At 73.6% G+C, this 18,380-nt stretch carries 16 protein-coding genes; 7 read left to right on the top strand and 9 right to left on the bottom strand.

Annotated elements, in window-relative coordinates; genetic code table 11:
• Positions 1-28: 28 nt before the first annotated feature.
• Entirely contained in the window at positions 29-763 is a 735-nt protein-coding gene (locus ACFVHI_RS25155) for a chitinase (RefSeq protein ID WP_380342915.1), read from the bottom strand.
• A gap of 310 nt (positions 764-1,073) precedes the next feature.
• Here ACFVHI_RS25155 and ACFVHI_RS25150 point away from each other — a divergent pair, with 310 nt between their 5' ends.
• Positions 1,074-2,987, top strand: coding sequence for a hypothetical protein (locus tag ACFVHI_RS25150; protein WP_380342912.1), 1,914 nt, complete (start codon positions 1,074-1,076; stop codon positions 2,985-2,987).
• Positions 2,988-3,036: 49 nt separating this feature from the next.
• On the opposite strand, the gene ACFVHI_RS25145 is transcribed toward ACFVHI_RS25150, so the two are convergent.
• On the bottom strand, positions 3,037-3,324 hold the full coding sequence (locus ACFVHI_RS25145) for a DUF6011 domain-containing protein (protein ID WP_380342909.1): 288 nt from the start codon (positions 3,322-3,324) through the stop codon (positions 3,037-3,039).
• A gap of 125 nt (positions 3,325-3,449) precedes the next feature.
• Positions 3,450-5,015, bottom strand: coding sequence for an MFS transporter (locus tag ACFVHI_RS25140; protein WP_380342966.1), 1,566 nt, complete (start codon positions 5,013-5,015; stop codon positions 3,450-3,452).
• Between the two features lie 262 nt (positions 5,016-5,277).
• Between ACFVHI_RS25140 and ACFVHI_RS25135 the strand changes: the two genes are divergently transcribed.
• Together ACFVHI_RS25135 and ACFVHI_RS25130 are read left to right on the top strand one after the other, a co-directional pair.
• Positions 5,278-6,273: an Lrp/AsnC family transcriptional regulator gene (locus tag ACFVHI_RS25135; RefSeq protein ID WP_380342906.1), complete on the top strand. Its 996-nt coding sequence runs from the start codon at positions 5,278-5,280 to the stop codon at positions 6,271-6,273.
• Between the two features lie 105 nt (positions 6,274-6,378).
• Positions 6,379-7,146 (top strand): TetR/AcrR family transcriptional regulator, encoded by a 768-nt coding sequence (locus ACFVHI_RS25130; RefSeq protein ID WP_363371620.1) that lies wholly within the window; start codon positions 6,379-6,381, stop codon positions 7,144-7,146.
• Here the strand turns inward: ACFVHI_RS25130 and ACFVHI_RS25125 are convergent.
• Positions 7,133-7,474, bottom strand: coding sequence for a helix-turn-helix domain-containing protein (locus ACFVHI_RS25125; protein ID WP_063351188.1), 342 nt, complete (start codon positions 7,472-7,474; stop codon positions 7,133-7,135). The genes ACFVHI_RS25130 and ACFVHI_RS25125 overlap by 14 nt on opposite strands.
• A gap of 205 nt (positions 7,475-7,679) precedes the next feature.
• Between ACFVHI_RS25125 and ACFVHI_RS25120 the strand changes: the two genes are divergently transcribed.
• Together ACFVHI_RS25120 and rarD are read left to right on the top strand one after the other, a co-directional pair.
• Positions 7,680-8,528 carry an SDR family oxidoreductase gene (locus ACFVHI_RS25120; protein WP_380342902.1) on the top strand — a complete coding sequence of 283 codons (849 nt, stop codon included), beginning with the start codon at positions 7,680-7,682 and terminating at the stop codon, positions 8,526-8,528.
• A 137-nt stretch (positions 8,529-8,665) separates the two neighbouring features.
• Positions 8,666-9,634: an EamA family transporter RarD gene (rarD, locus tag ACFVHI_RS25115; RefSeq protein ID WP_063348102.1), complete on the top strand. Its 969-nt coding sequence runs from the start codon at positions 8,666-8,668 to the stop codon at positions 9,632-9,634.
• A gap of 50 nt (positions 9,635-9,684) precedes the next feature.
• On the opposite strand, the gene ACFVHI_RS25110 is transcribed toward rarD, so the two are convergent.
• Genes ACFVHI_RS25110 through ACFVHI_RS25100 form a run of 3 tightly spaced genes read right to left on the bottom strand, consistent with a single transcriptional unit; the run spans position 9,685 to position 12,955 of the window.
• A complete protein-coding gene (locus ACFVHI_RS25110; protein ID WP_380342898.1) occupies positions 9,685-10,590 on the bottom strand; it encodes an ABC transporter permease in 906 nt (301 codons plus the stop codon).
• The gene (locus tag ACFVHI_RS25105) at positions 10,577-11,647 is read right to left on the bottom strand and encodes an ABC transporter ATP-binding protein (RefSeq protein WP_380342895.1); all 1,071 of its coding nucleotides are present in this window, start codon (positions 11,645-11,647) and stop codon (positions 10,577-10,579) included. The genes ACFVHI_RS25110 and ACFVHI_RS25105 overlap by 14 nt, the downstream gene beginning before the upstream one ends.
• Positions 11,648-11,650: 3 nt before the next feature.
• Entirely contained in the window at positions 11,651-12,955 is a 1,305-nt protein-coding gene (locus tag ACFVHI_RS25100; protein WP_380342892.1) for an outer membrane lipoprotein carrier protein LolA, read from the bottom strand.
• A 182-nt stretch (positions 12,956-13,137) separates the two neighbouring features.
• Between ACFVHI_RS25100 and ACFVHI_RS25095 the strand changes: the two genes are divergently transcribed.
• On the top strand, positions 13,138-15,744 hold the full coding sequence (locus ACFVHI_RS25095) for a bifunctional FO biosynthesis protein CofGH (RefSeq protein ID WP_380342889.1): 2,607 nt from the start codon (positions 13,138-13,140) through the stop codon (positions 15,742-15,744).
• Positions 15,745-15,971: 227 nt separating this feature from the next.
• Positions 15,972-17,087 (top strand): ADP-ribosylglycohydrolase family protein, encoded by a 1,116-nt coding sequence (locus tag ACFVHI_RS25090; protein WP_363371605.1) that lies wholly within the window; start codon positions 15,972-15,974, stop codon positions 17,085-17,087.
• A gap of 200 nt (positions 17,088-17,287) precedes the next feature.
• On the opposite strand, the gene ACFVHI_RS25085 is transcribed toward ACFVHI_RS25090, so the two are convergent.
• Both ACFVHI_RS25085 and ACFVHI_RS25080 read right to left on the bottom strand, forming a co-directional pair.
• Positions 17,288-17,497 (bottom strand): DUF397 domain-containing protein, encoded by a 210-nt coding sequence (locus ACFVHI_RS25085; protein WP_380342886.1) that lies wholly within the window; start codon positions 17,495-17,497, stop codon positions 17,288-17,290.
• Positions 17,497-18,357 (bottom strand): helix-turn-helix transcriptional regulator, encoded by an 861-nt coding sequence (locus tag ACFVHI_RS25080; RefSeq protein WP_063348096.1) that lies wholly within the window; start codon positions 18,355-18,357, stop codon positions 17,497-17,499. Before ACFVHI_RS25080 ends, ACFVHI_RS25085 begins: the two co-directional genes overlap by 1 nt.
• Positions 18,358-18,380 lie beyond the last annotated feature (23 nt).

The raw sequence follows: 18,380 nt of genomic DNA, 5'->3' as shown, positions 1-18,380 counted from the left end.
GCCGACTTCCCGCGCAAGCCGCCGCCCGTCAGCAGGAGATGTTGCCGCCGCCGACGTCGGTGCCGAGGACGCCGACGAACTTCTTGTAGAGGTTGATGCGGTCGTTGCGCTCGTCCGGGTTCTTGCCGTTGCACTCCAGGTCGCCGTTGATGCTGCGGATGGTCTCGCCGAAGCCCTTGCCGTTGACGATGGCGTCGTGCGCGGTCATCGTCCCGGCGCCCTTCTGGGAGTTCCAGAACCAGAGGCCGGTCTTCCAGGAGACGGCCGGGTCCTTCTCGGCCAGGTAGGGGTTGTTCAGCAGGTCGATGTGCAGGGCGTCGCCCGCCGCCTTGTAGTTGAAGTTCCAGCTGATCTGGAGCGGGCCGCGCCCGTAGTAGGCGCTCTTGCCGGCGGGACAGCCGTAGGGCTGCGAGGTGTCGCAGTAGTGCGGGTAGTTGGCGGTGTTCTGCTCGACGACGTACTTCAGGCCGCCGGTCTCGTGGCTGACGTTGGCGAGGAACGCCGCGGCCTCGCGCTTGCGGGTGGCGTCGTTGCCCGTGGTGGTGAACCCGGGGTAGGCGCTGAGGGCGTCGGTCAGGCCGCGGTAGGTGTAGAAGGAGTTCCGGCTCGGGAACATCTGGTTGAACTGGGCCTCGCTGACCACGAACGAGGCGGCGGCCGCCGGTGTGGCGTGCCCGGTGAGCGCGGTGGTGCCCAGGGCGACGGTGCTCAGGACGGCGGCCGAGGCGGCCATGGACAGGGTGCGGGAGAGCTTCATCGTCACTTCTCGCTTGTCGTCGGGGTGGGGGCGCTTCTGGGGCGCTTCGGTGGCGCTTCGGGATGCTCCGAGGGGTGCTCCGGCGGGTGCTTCGGGAGCGAAGCGCCGGGGAACATCGTGGTGCGCCGATTCCGGGAAAAGGCGCCGACCAGCACCCAAACCACTCGTTCGGGGTGTATCCGGCCCAGAAGGTGAGCGCGATTCAGGCCAATTCCAGCTCGTCCGACACACCGACAGATTGATCATCCGGTCATCAGATACGCGGGATAGCCTCGTCCGCGCACATGGCAGACACCGCGAACGGGGGGACGACCACATGGGGCACGCCGACGACGAGGGTGACGAGCGGCTGGCGGCGGAGGGCGAGGTGGCGGTGGCCCGGTTGGCGATCGACTCCGGGGACCTCCCGCACGCCGCCGACCACCTGGCCGACGCGATCCTCGCCGACCCCCAGCTGCCCGAACTGCACGAGGCGCTGGCCGAGTTGTGCGCCGCCGCCGGAGGCCCGGCCGCCGCCCGCGACCTGTTCCCGCTGGACGGCCAGGTCTACCTGGGCACCGTCGCCTGCCGGGCCCACGTCGAGGCCGCCGCCGGGGACTGGGACACCGCCGTCGGCCTGCTCGCCTCCGCGATCCAGTACGAGCCCGCGAGACCCTGGGCGCACGCCGCCTGGCTCGCCCGCGAGGACCTGCCCGCCCTCGTCGACCCGGACGCCGTCGCCCAGGCGGTGGCCCGGGCCAGCGGCGGACTGCCCGACCCGCTGCCCCCCGAACTCGCCGGAGCCGTCCAGCCGTTCGAGGACTTCGTCCAGTCCGTGGTGGCCCGCCACGGCGACCACGCGCTGCTGCTCGCGATGGCCTCCGGCCTCACCCGCCGCCTCGGCGCCACCGACCGCGCCGTCGAACTCGCCGAACTGGCCCACCTGCTGGCCCCCGGCTACCTGCCGTCCGTGATGCTCGGCAACGCCCTGCGCGCGCACGGCCGGCCGGAACGGGCGCTCGCCGTCTGGGAGGCCGAACTGGCCCGGGTCGAACCGGAGCGGGACAACTCCAGCAGCTACCTCGCCGTCGACGTCGCCGAGTTGTACGGCGCCCTCGGCCGCCCCGCCGACGGCCTGCCCTGGCTGGACCGCGTGCTCGCCACCGAACCCGACCACCCCAAGGCGGCCCCCGCCCGGTACGGCCTGCGGCACGCCGCCGACGGCGACCCCGCCCACCTGCTCGCCCTGGCCGACCACCACCGCGCCCACCCCGACCACGAGTACGCCCAGGACCTGCTGGAACGCCTCAGCCACCGGGAACCCTGGCTCGGCATGGTCTCCGGCGCCACCGAGGCGACCGTCAACGTGCTGCACCAGGTGCTCGCCGCCCCCGGCACCACCCGCGACAGCGAGATCGAGTGCAGCGCCTCCGCCGTGGAACCGCCCAGCTCCCTGCTGGCCGTCCGCCTCGCCCTGCCGCGCTCCACCGTCGCCTACCAGTCCGTCGCCGAGCCCGACCCCCGGCTGCCGCTGGCCGAACCGGCCACCCGGATCTGGGCCTGGGACGGCACCGACCCGCGCCCGGCCGTCGCCCCGCCCGCGCCGGACAGCGCCGAACTCGTCCGGGCCACCGCCGAGATCGTCTGGGCGACCGTCCCCGCCGCCTACGACCACGCCGTCCGGCTGGCCGGGCTGCCCCTCGACGACCTGCTCGGCGCGCTCGTCCACCCGCCGATGCCCCGGGAGGACGACCTCGGCCGGGCCCTGCTCGCCCACCAGCCCGAACTGTGGGTGCGGGCCGTCCAGGTCTTCGCCTGCCTCGGCATCGCCCACCACCGCACCGACCAGCCGTGGGAGGACTCCGAGCGCCGCCGCGTACTGGTCGACCTGCTGCTCGGACCCGAGGACTGGGTGGTCGAGGCGGCCGGCTTCGCCCTCGTCGCGATCGGCTGGACGCACCCCGAGACCCGCGCCGACATCGCCGACCGGCTCCGGCAGCGGCTGCACTACAGCGCCCGGGCCCGCCGCACCCGCGTGGTGACCGTCCTGCGCTCGCTCGCCGCGCTGGCGCTCACCGCGCCCTGGCTGCCCCGGGCCGACCTCGACCTGGCCCGGCGGATGATCGAGCGGGCCGAGGCCCAGGAAGCCAGGGAAGCCGGGGCCGCGCGAGAAGCCCAGGAAGCCAAGCAGATCGAGGAGCAGCCGGAACCCCGCCCCGGCCTCCTGCGCCGCCTCTTCCGGCGCGCCTGACGGGCGCTACACCAGAGGCCGGCGAGCGACGCCCGTCACCCGGTGCCTGTCACCCGATGCCCGGCAGCGGATCCTGGTCGACGTCGAAGCGCGTGACCCGCTCCGCCGGATCGCGGCACTCCGGTCCGAGCCGCAGGATCCGCGACTCCGGGTCGTGCAACGGGCGGTGGCAGCGGCGGCAGGTGACGCGGGGGCGGATGGTCTCGGGGGTGTCGGTGCCCGGGATCGGGTCCGGGCCGCCACCGCTCGGGCTGCCACCGGTCGAGCCGCCACCGCTCGGGCTGCCACCGGTCGAGCCGCCGCCACTCGGGCCGTTGCTGGTCGGGACGCTGGTCATGGGGAGACGGTAGCCCGGCCTCGGGGAACATCGGTACAGCGGTCGGCGCCGAGATCGATCATGGTCGGCCGGCGCACCGGCTGGGGGCTCCGCCGGGGTTCGCGGAAAGATCGCCGGGCGGGTCCTCAGGCCGGCTGCGCCGCAACCGGGACCGCAACCGGGACCGCGGCCTGCTCCGCTTCCGGCACCGGCCGTCCCGGACCCGCCGCCCTCGGTGCCGCGCTCGACGGGCTCTTCAGCAGCAGGGCGCAGGCCAGCGCGGCCAGCAGGGCGAGGCCGGCGGAGACCAGCAGGCACAGCCGCATGCCGTCCAGGAAGGAGTTGCTCAGCGCGGTCAGGGCCTGTCCCGTGGCGGGGCCGAGGTCGAGTCCGGCGACGGCGCCCAGGCCGTGTTCGCGGGCGGCGTCCAGGACACGCGCGCCGGTCTGGGCCGGGACGCCGGCGTTCGCGAGCTGTTCGGGCAGGGCGTTCAGGGCACGGGTGGTGAGCAGCGCGCCGAGGACGGCGGGGCCGAGCGCGGCGCCGACCTGGCGGATCGCGTTGTTGCCGGCCGCGGCCATCCCGGCCAGGTGGAAGGGAACGGCGGAGACCGCGGAGGCGGTCATCGGGGTGAGCACCGCGCCCATGCCGAGTCCGAGCAGTACCAGCCGCCAGGTCAGCGCCGCGTAGGAGGTGTGGGCGTCGACGCCGGTCATGGCGAACATCGCGGCGGCGATCAGCACCAGCCCGGAGGTGATCAGCACCCTCGGCGGGATCCGGTGCATCAGCCGTCCGACAGGGAGGCCGGCCACCAGCGAGGTGCCGGACACCAGCACCATCCGCAGTGCCGCCTGCATGGTGCTCAGGTGCTGGACCAGGCCGAAGTACAGGCTGAGCACGAAGAAGAAGCCGATCAGGCCGAGGAAGCTGACCACGGCCACCAGCGCGGTGGCGGTGAACGCGGGGCTGCGGAACAGCGCCAGGTCCAGCATCGGGCCGGCACTGCGGAGTTCCACCAGGAAGAAGGCTCCGGCGGCGACCGCGCCGAGCGTCAGCGCGGTGATCACAGCGGGTTCGTCGAAGCCGTCCGCGCCGCCCTCGATGACGCCGTAGACCAGTGCGGTGACGGCGACGGCGGCGGTGATCTGGCCGGGCCAGTCGAGCCGGCGGCCGTGCGGGGCGCGCGAGTCGGGCAGCCGGAACGCGGCGACGGCCAGCAGGGCCACGGAGAGCGGTATCGGCAGCAGGAAGATCCAGCGCCAGGTGGTGTGCTCCAGCAGGGCGCCGCCGATCAGCGGGCCGACGGCGAGCGGGGCCGTCAGGCTCATCGCCCAGAAGCCGATGAACTTGCCCCGCTCGCGGTGGTCGGGCACGGCATGGCTGATCAGCGTGAGTGTGGTGGGCAGCAGGGCGGCGGCGCCGATGCCGGAGACCGCCTGCCCGACCCACAGTGCCTGCACCGAGCTGGACAGCAGCGAGATCGCGGCGCCCAGCGCACAGAAGACCATGCCGGTCTGGAAGACCTTCTTGCGGCCGTGGACATCGCCCCAGACGCCGGTGGTCAGGATCAGCGCGGCCATCGGCAGCACGAACGCGTCCGACACCCAGGACAGTTCGGAGGTCGACGCGCCCAGCGCGCGCTGGATCGCCGGCAGGCTCACCGACACGGTGGTGACGGGCAGGTAGGCGACGAAGACACCCAGGCAGGCCATGACGAGCGTGGCGGCCCGTCCGGCCCTGAGGTCCGGCGTCGTTGTGGAGTTCACGGGGTCGTTCCTTCGGCTGCTGCGGGGGAGGCCCCGCATTCTCGGAGCGCCGCCGGGAGCGTGCGCCCGCTCCCGGGGGCGACGGCCGACGGCAGCCGCCCGTGGAGCCGCCGATCAGCTTCTCCCCGAAGCGCCCGAAACCCGCAGTCGATCCCACCAAGCGTCCCGGAACCTCCGCCTGGGCGTCTGGCGATGGGACCATTCCTCCATGGCTGATGATCTGGACCGCAAAATCATCCACGGTTTGCAGTGCGCGCCCCGGGTCTCGTTCCGGCGGCTCGGGGAGGTCATCGGCGTGTCCGAACAGACTGTGGCGCGCCGCTACGCCGCCCTGCGGCGGGACGGCCTGCTGCGCGTCGTCGGACTGGGCAACCTGAACGCCGACGGCCAGGCGGAGTGGATCGTCCGGCTGCGCTGCCGACCTGATGCGGTGGCACCGCTGGCCCAGTCACTGGCCCGCCGGTCCGAGGTGGCGTACGTCGGCATCGCCTCCGGTGGCTCGGAGATCATCTGCATCATCCGGTCCCCCGCCGGAACCGACCATGACGACCTGCTGCTGCGCCAGCTGCCGCGAGCGGGCGCCGTCCTGGACGTGAACGTCGACCTGGTCGTGCGTATCTACGGCGGTCCCGGAACCGCGCCCTGGACCGACCCCGACGCCTCGCTCACCCCCGAACAGGTGCGGCGGCTGACCTCCGGCCACCCCACCCCGGCAGTGGCCTCGTCGACGCCCCTGGGCGAACAGGACCTGCCGCTGCTGCGCGCGCTCGCCGAGGACGGCCGGGCCACCCATACCCACCTGGCCGAGGTCACCGGCTGGTCCAAGCCCCGGGTCGCCCGTCGCCTGGAGGCACTGGAGGCAGCCGGCTCGCTCACGTACGACGTCGACACCCTGGCCGAGCGCCTCGGCTACCGGCTCAACGCCACCCTGTGGCTGCAGGTCGACCTACCGCGGCTGCACCAGGTCGGCGAGGAGGTCGGCGGCCACCACGAGTGCGCGTTCGTCGCCGCGATCAGCGGACGCCACAACCTGATGGCCGTGGTCGCCTGCCGGGACACCCCCGACTTCTACCGTTACCTCACCGGCCGCCTGGCCCACGTCGAGGGCATCCGCGGCTACGAGATCAGCGTCCGGGTGAGCCGGCTCAAGCAGTCCGCCTCGCTCGTCCACCACGGGCGGCTGATCCACCCGGCGCTCGTATGACGCCGGCACCGGGCCGCCGGACCGCTGAGCGACCGGCCGTCGGTCCGTCGAGCTGTCGGCCGTCGGGCCGTCGAGCTGTCGGCGGGGCCGTGAAAAGATCCCCCCATGGCCACGGACCGCAGCAGCGCAGGAGATCCGGCGCGCACCCTCGCCCTGCTCTGGGGGCTGACCGCCGAGGAGAAGCCCGGCCGGCGCGGCCCGCGGCAGGCCCGGTCGACCGGCGAGATCGCCGCCGTGGCCATCGCCCTGGCCGACGCCGAGGGCGTGGACGCCGTCACCATGCGCCGGGTGGCGCAGGAGCTCGGGCTGTCCCCGATGGCGCTGTACACCTACGTCCCCGGCAAGGCCGAACTGCTCGACCTGATGCTGGACACCGTCTACGCGACGACGCCGCGCAGCGCCCCCGCCGACGACGGCTGGCGGGCCAGGGTCACCGCCGTCGCCGACGACAACCGGGCGCTGCACCGCGCCCACCCGTGGGTCTCGGCGGTCCCCACCAGCCGACCGCCGCTCGGCCCGGGCCTGATGGCCAAGTACGAGTACGAGCTGCGCGCCTTCGAGGGCACCGGCCTGCCCGACGTCGAGCTGGACGCGGCGCTCACCCACCTGCTGGGCTTCGTCCAGACCTGCGCCCGGATGGCCGCCGACGAGCGCGCCGCCCGGCAGGACAGCGCGATGACCGACGCGCAGTGGTGGGCCGCCAACGCCGAGCTGCTCGCCAAGGTCTTCGACGCCGAGCGCTACCCGGTCGCGGCCCGGGTGGGCGCCGCCGCCGGCGAGGCGCACGGCGGCGCGTACGACCCGGACCACGCGTACGCCTTCGGCCTGGCCCGCGTGCTGGACGGGCTGGCGGCCCTGATCAGCGAGCGCTAGGCCGGGCGTCGTACTCCGCGCGGGCGGCCTCGACGGCGGGGACCCGCTGCTCGGACCAGTGCGCGAGGGCGGCGACCAGCTCGGCGGCCTCCCGGCCGAGCGGGGTGAGGCTGTAGTCGACCCGGGGCGGGATCACCGGGTGGGCCTCGCGGTGCACGAAGCCGTCGCGTTCCAGCGTCTGCAGGGTCTGCGCGAGCATCTTCTCGCTGACGCCGGAGACCCGGCGGCGCAGTTCGCTGAAGCGGTAGCCGCGCTCGCGCAGCGCGCCGAGCACGAGGACGCCCCAGCGGCTGGTGACGTGCTCCAGCACGCCCCGGGACGGGCACATGCGGTCGAACACGTCGGCCGGCGGCAGCTCGCGCACCGGGACGGCCGGGCGGCCTTCCTCCAGGGTCTTCATGACTGTCCTGCCATTACCTTCATGTCAGTACCGTACTTTGAAGTGCGTACTTTCGAAAGGTTAGTGCAGTCCCTAGGGTGAGTTTCGAGGCAGGAACCCCATCGAGGCCCAAACCCACCCGAGGAGCATCCCCATGTACGTCGTCACCGGTGCCACCGGCCAGCTCGGCCGTCTCGTCGTCGAGGGCCTGCTGGCCGCCGTCCCCGCGAGCGAGGTGGCGGTCGCCGTCCGCTCCGCCGAGAAGGCCGCCGACCTGGCCGCGCGCGGGGTGGCCGTCCGCGTGGTCGACTACGACGACCCGGCGTCCCTGGCCGGCGCCTTCGCGGCCGGCGACCGGGTGCTGCTGATCTCGGGCAGCGAGGTCGGCCGCCGGATCCCGCAGCACCGCGCGGTGGTCGACGCGGCCCGTGCGGCCGACGTCGCGCTGTTCGCCTACACCAGCGCGCCGGGCGCGGCGACCTTCCGGCTGGCCGACGAGCACAAGGCGACGGAGGAGCTGATCCGCGAGTCCGGCCTGCCGTCCGTCCTGCTGCGCAACGGCTGGTACACCGAGAACTACCTGGGCGACGCGGCCGGCACGGTCGCGCGCGGCGTGGTGCTCGGCAGCGCCGGGGACGGCCGGGTGGCCACCGCCCCGCGCAAGGACTACGCGGACGCGGCGGTCGCCGTCCTCCTCGGCGAGGGCCACGAGGGCCGGGTGTACGAGCTGAGCGGCGACGCCGCGTGGAGCCTGGCGGAGCTGGCGGCCGAGCTGGCGCTGGTCTCCGGGCAGCCGGTCGCGCACCAGGACGTGGCGCCGGCGGAGCACCTCGCGGCGCTGGTCGGCGCGGGCCTGCCGGAGGGCTTCGCCGAGGTGCTGGTGGACGTGGACGCGGGCATCGCCCGCGGCGAGCTGGCCGGCACCCCGGGTGACCTGGCCCGGCTGATCGGCCGCCCGACCGTCCCGCTGGCCGAGTCGGTCCGCACCGCGCTCCAGGCCTGAGGCGCTCCGGGCCGGCGATGAGCCCCGCGTTTCCCGAGGTCAGCGATGTCATGACCAAAATGCGGAAACGGAGATGACAGCCTGCCCCTCCGCCAGCTACCGTCACCTCGACACACGCGCGCGGAGGGCAGGCGGCCATGCCACAGACAACCCAGCAGGACAGCGGTCGAGGCCTCTGGTACGGCGTCGCGGCCTACGGCATCTGGGGCCTCTTCCCCCTGTTCTGGCCACTGCTGGAGCCCGGCGCCGCCGACGACATCCTGGCCAACCGGATGGTCTGGTCCCTGGTCGCCGTGGTGCTGCTGCTGATCGCCCAGCGGCACTGGAGCTGGATACGCCCGCTGCTGCGCCAGCCCCGCCGGCTCGCCATGCTGGCCGGCGCGGCCACGGTGATCTCGATCAACTGGGGCGTCTACATCTGGGGCGTCAACGCCGGGCACGTCGTCGAGACCAGCCTCGGCTACTTCATCAACCCGCTGGTCACCATCGGTTTCGGTGTCCTGGTGCTCAAGGAGCGGCTGCGGACGGCGCAGTGGGCGGCGGTCGGCGTCGGCGCGGCCGCCGTCGCGGTGCTCAGCGTCGCGTACGGGCGGCTGCCGTGGATCGCGCTCACCCTGGCGCTCTCCTTCGCCACGTACGGGCTGCTGAAGAAGAAGGTCGGGCTGAGCGGGCTGGAGAGCCTGGCGGCGGAGAGCGCCTTCATGTTCCCGTTCGCGCTCGGCTACCTGGTCTACCTGGAGGTCAGCGGGCGCGGCACCTTCGGCCACACGGTGGCCGGCTCGTACGGCTGGGGGCACTCCGGGCTGCTGCTGCTCAGCGGGGTGATCACCGCGATCCCGCTGCTGTTCTTCGGCGCGGCGGCCGTGCGGGTGCCGCTGACCGTGCTCGGGCTGCTGCAGTACCTGGCGCCGGTGTTCCAGTTCCTGATCGGCGTGGCGGTGTTCCACGAGTCGATGCCGCCCGCCCGCTGGGCCGGCTTCGGCCTGGTCTGGCTGGCGCTCGCGGTGCTCACCTGGGACGCGCTGCGCCAGGTGCGGGCCGACCGCGCGGGGCGGGCCGCGGCCGTGCCGCAACCCGCCCCCGCGAAGGCGGCCGTCAGGCGCTGATCCGCCCCCGCTGATCCGCCCCTTCTGATCCGCCCCCGCCGACGCGGCGGTCAGACGCTGATGTCCCGGCTGGTGAAGCGGGACCAGGCCGCCGCGCCGAACACGGCGACGTAGGCGGCCTGGAGGCCGAGGTCCTTCCACACGCCGTCCCAGTACATCGGCTGGCGCAGAAGGTCCGCGAAGCTGAGCCAGTAATGGGTGAACAGGAACGGCCTGACGGCGTCCAACTGCGGGAAGGCGTCCAGGATCTGCACGGTGACCACCAGCCCGACGGTCGCGGCCATCGCCGCGATGCCGCTGCCGGTGAGCGTGGAGACGAACAGCCCGATCGCCACCAGCCCCGCCAGCGAGGCCGCCACCACCCCGGCCACGAGCACCGCCCGCAGCAGCGCGTCGCCGAAGCCGATGGTGTCGCCGGAGATCAGCGTCACCTCGCCGAGCGGGAACAGCGCGGCGCCGGTGGCCAGCGCCGCCGCCGCGACCGCCACGGTCGCGGCCAGGCAGAACACCAGCCCGGCGGTGAACTTGGCGGCCAGCAGCCGGGTGCGCCCGGCCGGGGCGACCAGCAGGTAGCGCAGCGTCCCGGTGGCCGCCTCGCCGGCGACCGAGTCCCCGGCGACCACGCCGACCGTCATCGGCAGGAACACCGGCAGCGCGACCGCGAGGGCGGTGAAGACCAGGAACAGGCCGTTCTGGGTGGTCTGCGCGATGAAGTTCACCCCGCCGCCGCCCTCGTGCGGGCTGCCCGTGTTGAGCTTGACGACCACGCCGATCAGGATCGGCAGCACCGCCAGGATCCCCAGCAGCACCTTGGTGCGCATCCGGCGGAAGGTCAGGTGCAGTTCGTTGCGGAACAGCGCCAGGAACCCGGCCGCCGTCTGCGGCCTCCGCCCGGCCCGGACCGGCAGCGTCCCGGCCTGTGACATCTCAGCCCGCGACAGCTCAGCCTGCGACATCGAAGCCCTCCCCGGTCAGCGCCACGAAGGCGTCCTCCAACGTGCCCCGCTCCAGCCCGAACCCGTGCACCCGCACCCCGGCCTCGACCAGCGCCGCGCACAGCTTCGGCAACGCCTCCTCGGCCGGGGAGCCGAGCGCGCCGAGCGCGGCGAGATCGCCGTCCACCCGCCCGTCGCCGGGCAGCAGGGAGCCGACCCGGTGGGCCGCCAGCACCTCCACGGCGTGCGCCACGTCCGGCGTGCGGACCACCAGCCGGCCCTGCGCGCGGGCGGCCAGTTCGGCGACGGTGCCCTGCACCACCAGCCGGCCCCGGGACATCACCGCCGCGTGCGTGCAGACCTGCTCGATCTCGTCCAGCAGGTGCGAGGAGAGGAACACCGTGGTCCCCTCCGCCGCGACCTCCCGCACCAGCGCCCGGATCTCGCGCATGCCCTGCGGGTCCAGCCCGTTGGTGGGCTCGTCCAGCACCAGCAACTCGCGCGGCTGGAGCAGCGCCGACGCCAGGCCGAGCCGCTGCTTCATGCCCAGCGAGTACGCGCGGGCCTTCTTGGCCGCCGCGGCGCTCAGCCCGACCCGTTCCAACGCCGTCTCGACGCGCAGGCGCCGGGTACGGGGGTCGGCGGTCGGGTCGGCGGCGTCGAACCGCACCAGGTTGTCCCGCCCGGAGAGGAAGCCGTACAGCGCCGGGCCCTCGATCAGCGCGCCCACCCGGGGCAGCACGGAGGCGACGGACTGCGGCATCGGCTCGCCGAGGACGGTGGCCACGCCGGAGGTGGGGGCGATCAGGCCCATCAGCATCCGGATGGTGGTGGTCTTGCCGGAGCCGTTCGGGCCGAGGAAGCCGAAGACGGAGCCGCGCGGCACGCTCAGGTCCAGGCCGTCTACGGCGAGCTGGCCGCCCCGGAAGCGCTTGGTCAGGCCGCGGGTCCTGATCACGTCGTCGGGCCCGGGGGAGGAGGGGGAGGAGGAGGTGGAAGGCGCGGGGCCCGGGCGCTGCTCGGCGCCCGGACCCACGGCCGACTCCGTAACGTCCCCCGTTACGGGAGCCTTCGTCATCCGTCAGTTCACCCCGGCGGCGTGCTGGAGCACCGGCAGGGTCACCGCGCCGGCGAACACCCGGCCGTCGTCGGTGACCAGGACGTTCACCACCTTGGTGCTGATCAGCGTGCCGCCGCCGACCGGCTTGCCGAGCGACTTCACCAGCGCCTGCGGGTTCAGCGCCGCGCCCCGGCCGCCGTGCTTGCCGCCCTTGCCGCCGTCCTGCGGCACGTCGACGGCGCCGACGGGCAGCTGCGCCGAGACCACGGTCGTCCAGCCCTCGCCGATCACGTTCACGCCGCCGTGGTCCTGGCCCGAGGCGTCCCGACCGGCCTTGCCCCCGGGCGCGGAACCCTGCGGCGCGGAACCCTTGGGCGCGAAACCCTGCGGCACCTCACCCTTGGCGCCCTCGTCGGCCTTGTGCTCCGTCACCTTGGCGCCCTTGGGCACGGTGAAGTCGAAGGTCTTGGCGGCCGGCTTGGCGAAGGACACGTCGGTGAAGTGGACGTCCAGCACGGTGGAGCCGTCGACGCCCTTGACCACCACCGAGAGCGGCACCCCGTTGTCGGCGGCGACCGCGATCCGGACCTCGGCGACGGTCGAACCGGACTGCGCGGGCTTGACGCTCAGCTGGTACGCCTTCTGCCCGGCCACGTTGGCGGTGCCAGCCACGGTGACCGACGTGGTGTCCGCGCTCGCGGTCAGGAACTGCCGGGCGGCCTCCTGCGGGGTCGTCGGCACCCCGGTCAGCGGCGCCCCGGCGTGCTTGCCGGCCGTGTCGGAGTGCTGGGCGGCCGCCTGGCCGGTCAGGCGTACGGCGGTGTTGGTCGAACTGTCCCAGGCCCAGGCCTGGTCGCCGTTGTGGACGACGGTGTAGCCGGCCATGTCCTCCAGCAGGTCGACCCGCTGGCGGTCCGGGCCGTCCACCGCGACCCGCAGCGTCTGGTCGCCGCCGAGCAGGCCGAGCAGCTTGGCCTGCGGGTCGGCCGAGGAGGATCCCTGGCCGCCGCCGCGCCCGGCCGCCGCGCCGAGCCCGCCGGCCGCGGCGCCCAGCAGCTGGCTGGGCAGGCCGAGGTCGGTGGAGACGGACACCGTGCCGGAGAGGGCCTGCGCGTCGGAGCCGAGCACCTTGGCCACCAGCTGCTCCGGCGTCAGCGAGGGAAGGTCGGGCGGGGCGTCGGCCGCCAGCGCGGGCACCAGCCCGACCCCGGCGGCGATCACCGCGGCCACCGTCAGCGGTACCCCGGCCCGCACCAGCATGCGCCGCCGTGAGCGGTACGGCACGCCGCCGTCCACGTTGTCCCCCGCCGCCGTGTCATTGGTCATGGCGTCCTCAACTCCTCTACGAACACGAGCGATTGGCTGTGCCCTTCCATTAGAGGCCCGCACCCCGCCCCCGTCATCGCCCTGCGGGTCCAGTTCGGGGTAAACCTCACGGGTACATCGACCCTGAGACGCCCTCAGGGTTGGCTACTCCGAACGTACGAGACCTGGCGTAGGGTCGCGCCATGGACGGAACCGCCATGGACGCAAGCAACCCCCCGACCGCTAACGCGATGCGGCGCGCCCTGCGCCGCGCCCGGGACGGCGTCGCCCTGGACGTCACCGAGACCGCGGTGCTGCTCCAGGCCAGAGGTGAGGACCTGAACGACCTGTGTGCGAGCGCCGCCCGGGTCCGCGACGCGGGGCTGGCGGCGGCCGGGCGGCCCGGCGTCATCACCTACTCCAAGAGCGTCTTCATCCCGCTCACCCGGCTCTGCCGCGACAAGTGCCACTACTGCACCTTCGTCACCGTCCCCGGCAAGCTGCGCCGGGCCGGCCACGGGATGTTCATGTCCCCCGACGAGGTGCTGGACATCGCCCGGCGCGGCGCCGAACTCGGCTGCAAGGAAGCCCTGATCACCCTCGGCGACAAGCCCGAGGACCGCTGGCCCGAGGCCCGCGAGTGGCTCGACGCGCACGGGTACGACGACACCATCGCCTACGTGCGGGCGATGTCGATCCGCATCCTGGAGGAGACCGGCCTGCTCCCGCACCTCAACCCCGGGGTGCTCGGCTGGACGGACTTCCAGCGGCTCAAGCCCGTCTCCGCCTCCATGGGCATGATGCTGGAGACCACCGCCACCCGGCTGTGGAGCGAGCCCGGCGGCCCGCACTTCGGCTCGCCGGACAAGGAACCGGCCGTCCGGCTGCGGGTGCTGGAGGACGCCGGGCGCAGCTCCGTCCCCTTCACCAGCGGCCTGCTGATCGGCATCGGCGAGACGTACCAGGAGCGCGCGGAGTCGCTGTTCGCGCTGCGCAAGGTCTCCCGGGCCTACCACGGCGTCCAGGAGCTGATCCTGCAGAACTTCCGCGCCAAGCCGGACACGGCGATGCGCGGCATGCCCGACGCCGAACTGGACGAGCTGGTCGCCACCGTGGCGGTGGCCCGGCACGTGATGGGCCCGGCGGCCTGCCTGCAAGCGCCGCCGAACCTGGTGGACGGCGAGTACGGGCGGCTGATCGCGGCCGGCGTCGACGACTGGGGCGGCGTCTCCCCGCTCACCCCCGACCACGTCAACCCCGAACGCCCGTGGCCGCAGATCGAGCGGCTCGCCGAGCGCTCCGCGGCCGCCGGCTTCGAACTGCGCGAACGCCTCGCCGTCTACCCCGAGTACGTGCGGCGCGGCGAGCCCTGGCTGGACCCGCGGGTGCTGCCGCACGTGCGCGCCCTCGCCGACCCGGAGACCGGGCTGGCGAACCCGGACGCGGTGGTCCGCGGCCTGCCCTGGCAGGAGCCCGAGGACCTGCCCGTCTCGTACGGGCGGACCGACCTGCACGCCACCATCGACACCGACGGCCGCACCGGCGACCGCCGGGCCGACTTCGAGGACGTCTACGGCGACTGGGAGGTGCTGCGCGAGCAGGTGCTCGCCGAGGGCGCGCCCGAGCGGCTGGTCGGCGACCTGCGCGAGGCGCTGGCGGTGGCCGCCGACGACCCGACGCGGCTCACCGACGACCAGGCGCTGGCGCTGTTCCACGCGGACGGCCCGGCCCTGGACGCGCTCTGCCGGATCGCCGACGACGTCCGCCGGGACACCGTCGGGGAGGACGTCACCTACTGCGTCACCCGGAACATCAACTTCACCAACGTCTGCTACACCGGCTGCCGCTTCTGCGCGTTCGCCCAGCGCCGCACCGACGCCGACGCCTACACCCTGTCGCTGGAGCAGGTCGCCGACCGGGCCGCGCAGGCCTGGGAGGTCGGCGCCACCGAGGTCTGCATGCAGGGCGGCATCCACCCGGACCTGCCCGGCACCGCCTACTTCGACATCGCCCGCGCGGTGAAGGAGCGGGTGCCCGGCATCCACGTGCACGCCTTCTCGCCGATGGAGGTGGTCAACGGCGCGACCCGCACCGGGCTGTCCATCCGCGACTGGCTCCAGCGGGCCAAGGAGAACGGCCTGGACAGCATCCCGGGCACGGCGGCCGAGATCCTGGACGACGAGGTCCGCTGGGTGCTCACCAAGGGCAAGCTGCCGGCCGCCACCTGGGTCGAAGTGGTCACCACCGCGCACGAACTGGGCATCCGCTCCTCGTCCACCATGATGTACGGGCACGTGGACACCCCGAAGCACTGGCTCGGGCACCTGCGGCTGCTCGCCGAGATCCAGCAGCGCTCCCTGGAGGCCAACGGCACCGGCGGCTTCACCGAGTTCGTGACCCTGCCGTTCATCCACACCAACGCGCCGGTCTACCTGGCCGGCATCGCCCGGCCCGGCCCGACCGCCCGGGACAACCGCGCGGTGATCGCGATGGCCCGGCTGCTGCTGCACCCGCACATCCCCAACATCCAGACCAGCTGGGTCAAGCTGGGCGCGGAGGGCGCCGCCGAGATGCTCCGCTCGGGCGCCAACGACCTGGGCGGCACGCTGATGGAGGAGACCATCTCGCGGATGGCCGGCTCGGCGTACGGGAGTTACAAGTCGGTGCGCGACCTCCAGGCGATCGCCGAGGCGGCGGGCCGCCCGCACCGCCAGCGCACCACCACCTACGGCGAGGTGTCGGCCGAGCGCCGGGCCGCGGCGCTGGCCTCGGACGGGCACCTGCCGGAGCTGCTGCCGGTCCTGGACTGATCCCGCCACCGGCCTCCCGGTTCCCCCGGCCCCGGTCTGCCGGTTCCCCCGGCCTGGGCCTGCCGGTCCCCCCGGCCCCGCTGCCGCCCGTACGGCGGCCGGGGCCGGGGGAACCGGAGCATGAGGGACGCCCTTGATTCGCTCGGGTCTTCGAATACAGTGCCAGGGCGCGCGCCGCGGCCGTGCGTCGCGCAGCCCCCTGCCCCGAGGAAAGGCGCCCCGTCGTGATGCCACTGTGGTCACGCGCCCAGCAGCAGGACTTCCGCAGCCGGGTGCGGGGCTGTCTGCTCGGCGGTGCCATCGGCGACGCGCTCGGCGCCGGCGTCGAGTTCGAGCAGCTGGAGAAGATCCGGGCCCAGCACGGCCCGCAGGGCGTCACCGGCTACGTCCCCGCGTACGGGCGCACCGGCGCCGTCACCGACGACACCCAGCTCACCCTGTTCACCGTCGACGGCCTGATCCGCGCCCACATCCGGCGCGACACCGGCAGCTGGCACCCGCCCACCGACCTGCACCTGGCCTACCTGCGCTGGGCCGCCACCCAGCGCGACTGGGGCCCCGACGAGCGCCGCCCCGACCTCGGCTGGCTCGGCCGCGAGGAGTGGCTGTACGCCCAGCGCGCCCCCGGCCAGGGCTGCCTGTCCGCCCTGACCGGGGCCGACGCCGAGTACCTCGGCACCGTGGAGCGGCCCAAGAACCCGCACTCCAAGGCCTGCGGCACGGTCGTGCGGGCGGCGCCGTTCGGCCTGCTCACCAGCTGGGAGCCGGGCCTGGTCTTCCAACTCGCGGTGGAGTGCGCGGTGCTCACCCACGGCCACCCCACCGGCTACCTCGCGGCGGGCGCGCTCGCGGTGATCGTCCAGAGCGTGGCCCGCGGCGGCACCCTGGAGGAGGGCGTCCACCTCGCCCTGGCGCTGCTCTCCGAGCGGCAGGCGCACGAGGAGACCACCGCCGCGCTGCGGGCCGCGCTGGACGCGGTCCGGGCCGGCGAACCGTCCGCCGACCGGGTGGAGGCGCTGGGGGAGGGCTGGGTCGCCGAGGAGGCGCTGGCGATCGGGGTCTACTGCGCGCTGGTCGCGCACGACGTGCGCTCGGGCCTGCTGCTCGCCGTCAACCACTCCGGGGACAGCGACTCCACCGGCGCGGTCTGCGGGAGCCTGCTCGGGGTGCTGCACGGTGACACCGCGCTGCCGTCGGGGCTGGTGGCCGGGCTGGAGGGGCGGGGCGCCATCCTCGAACTCGCCGACGACTTCGTGCTGGAGCTGATGCACGGCACCGAACTGCACGATCCGCGCACCCCGGAGGGGCTGACCTGGTCCGAGCGGTACCCGGTGGTGCGCTGAACGGTCCGGGCGGGAAGCGAAGTTCGGGCGGCAAGGCGGTTCGGGCGGAAAGGCTCGGCGGGAAGGCAGTTCGGGCGGGAACGACAGTTGCCCGTAGTGTCGGCCGCCGGCGAGGGCGAAGGCCACTGCTACGGGCAACTGGTCCGAGCTCGGATTCGCACCGGGGGCGCGGGGCCGGGTCGGCGGCCGCCGCCGCAAGGTCAGTGGCGGCCGAACACCCCGGTGGCCGCAGCACTCGCGAACGCGGTCCAGGCCTCGGCGGAGAAGCGCAGCTGAGGCCCATGAGGGTCCTTGGAGTCCCGTACCGCCACCGCCCCCGTGGCCGGCGTGGTGATCTCCACGCAGGCTCCGTTGCCGCCGCTGTGGCTGCTCTTCCGCCAGCGGGTTCCGTGCTCGGAGGTGGTGCTCATCAGTGGTATCCCTCTTCAATCTCAGCTATCAGTGTCCGGCTCTCCGCCACGCCGAGTGCCGCCGCACGCAGGTAGTCGTACAGACCGGTATAGCGGCGCACGTCCGCCTCCTTCTCCAGGTAGAGATCGCTCGTCACCCCTTCGAAGTAGACAACCGTGGAATCGGCTGACTCGGGGAACTCCAGCAGGGAGAATGTCCCGGTCATACCGGGGTGGGCGCCGGCCGAGAACGGGATCACCTGGATGGTGATGTTCGGGTGCTGGCTCAGCTCCATCATGTGCTTGAGCTGCTCGGCCATCACCTCGCGACTGCCGACCTCGCGGCGCAGCACCGCCTCGTCTATGACGGTCCACAGGCTGCCGAGCTGGTTCTCGCCCCGGATGCGGTCCTGGCGCTTCATCCGGACCTGCACCCGGCGCTGCACGGCGAGCGCGTCGGTGTCCGGCTGGGTGCCCTCCACGACGGCCTGCGCGTACTGCTCGGTCTGCAACAGGCCCGGGACGAAGGAGGATTCGTACGCGCGGATCGAGGAGGCCTCGGCCTCCAGCCCGATGTAGACGCTGTACGGGGTCGGCATGTCGTTGAAGTCGTGCCACCAGCCGCGCTGGCGCGACTCCTTGGCCATCTCCATGAGGCTGGCGCGCATCTGCTCGTCGTTCACGAGATAGACGTCGCAGAGGTCGCGCACGTCGCGCTGGCTGATGCTGCGGCGGCCGTTCTCCAGTCGGCTGATCTTCGACTGGGAGACCATCAGCCGGCCCGCCACCTCCTCCGCCGTCATCCCGAGGCCCTCGCGGAGTTTTCGCAGCTCCGAGCCCAGGCGCCGACGGCGCACGGTGGGATTGATGCTCGTCGACACATCGACCTCCGGCCGGACCTCTG

Origin of the sequence: Kitasatospora sp. NPDC127121, assembly GCF_042677305.1 — a bacterium.
Taxonomy (GTDB): domain Bacteria; phylum Actinomycetota; class Actinomycetes; order Streptomycetales; family Streptomycetaceae; genus Kitasatospora.
This window is presented reverse-complemented; position numbering and strand designations above follow the sequence as displayed.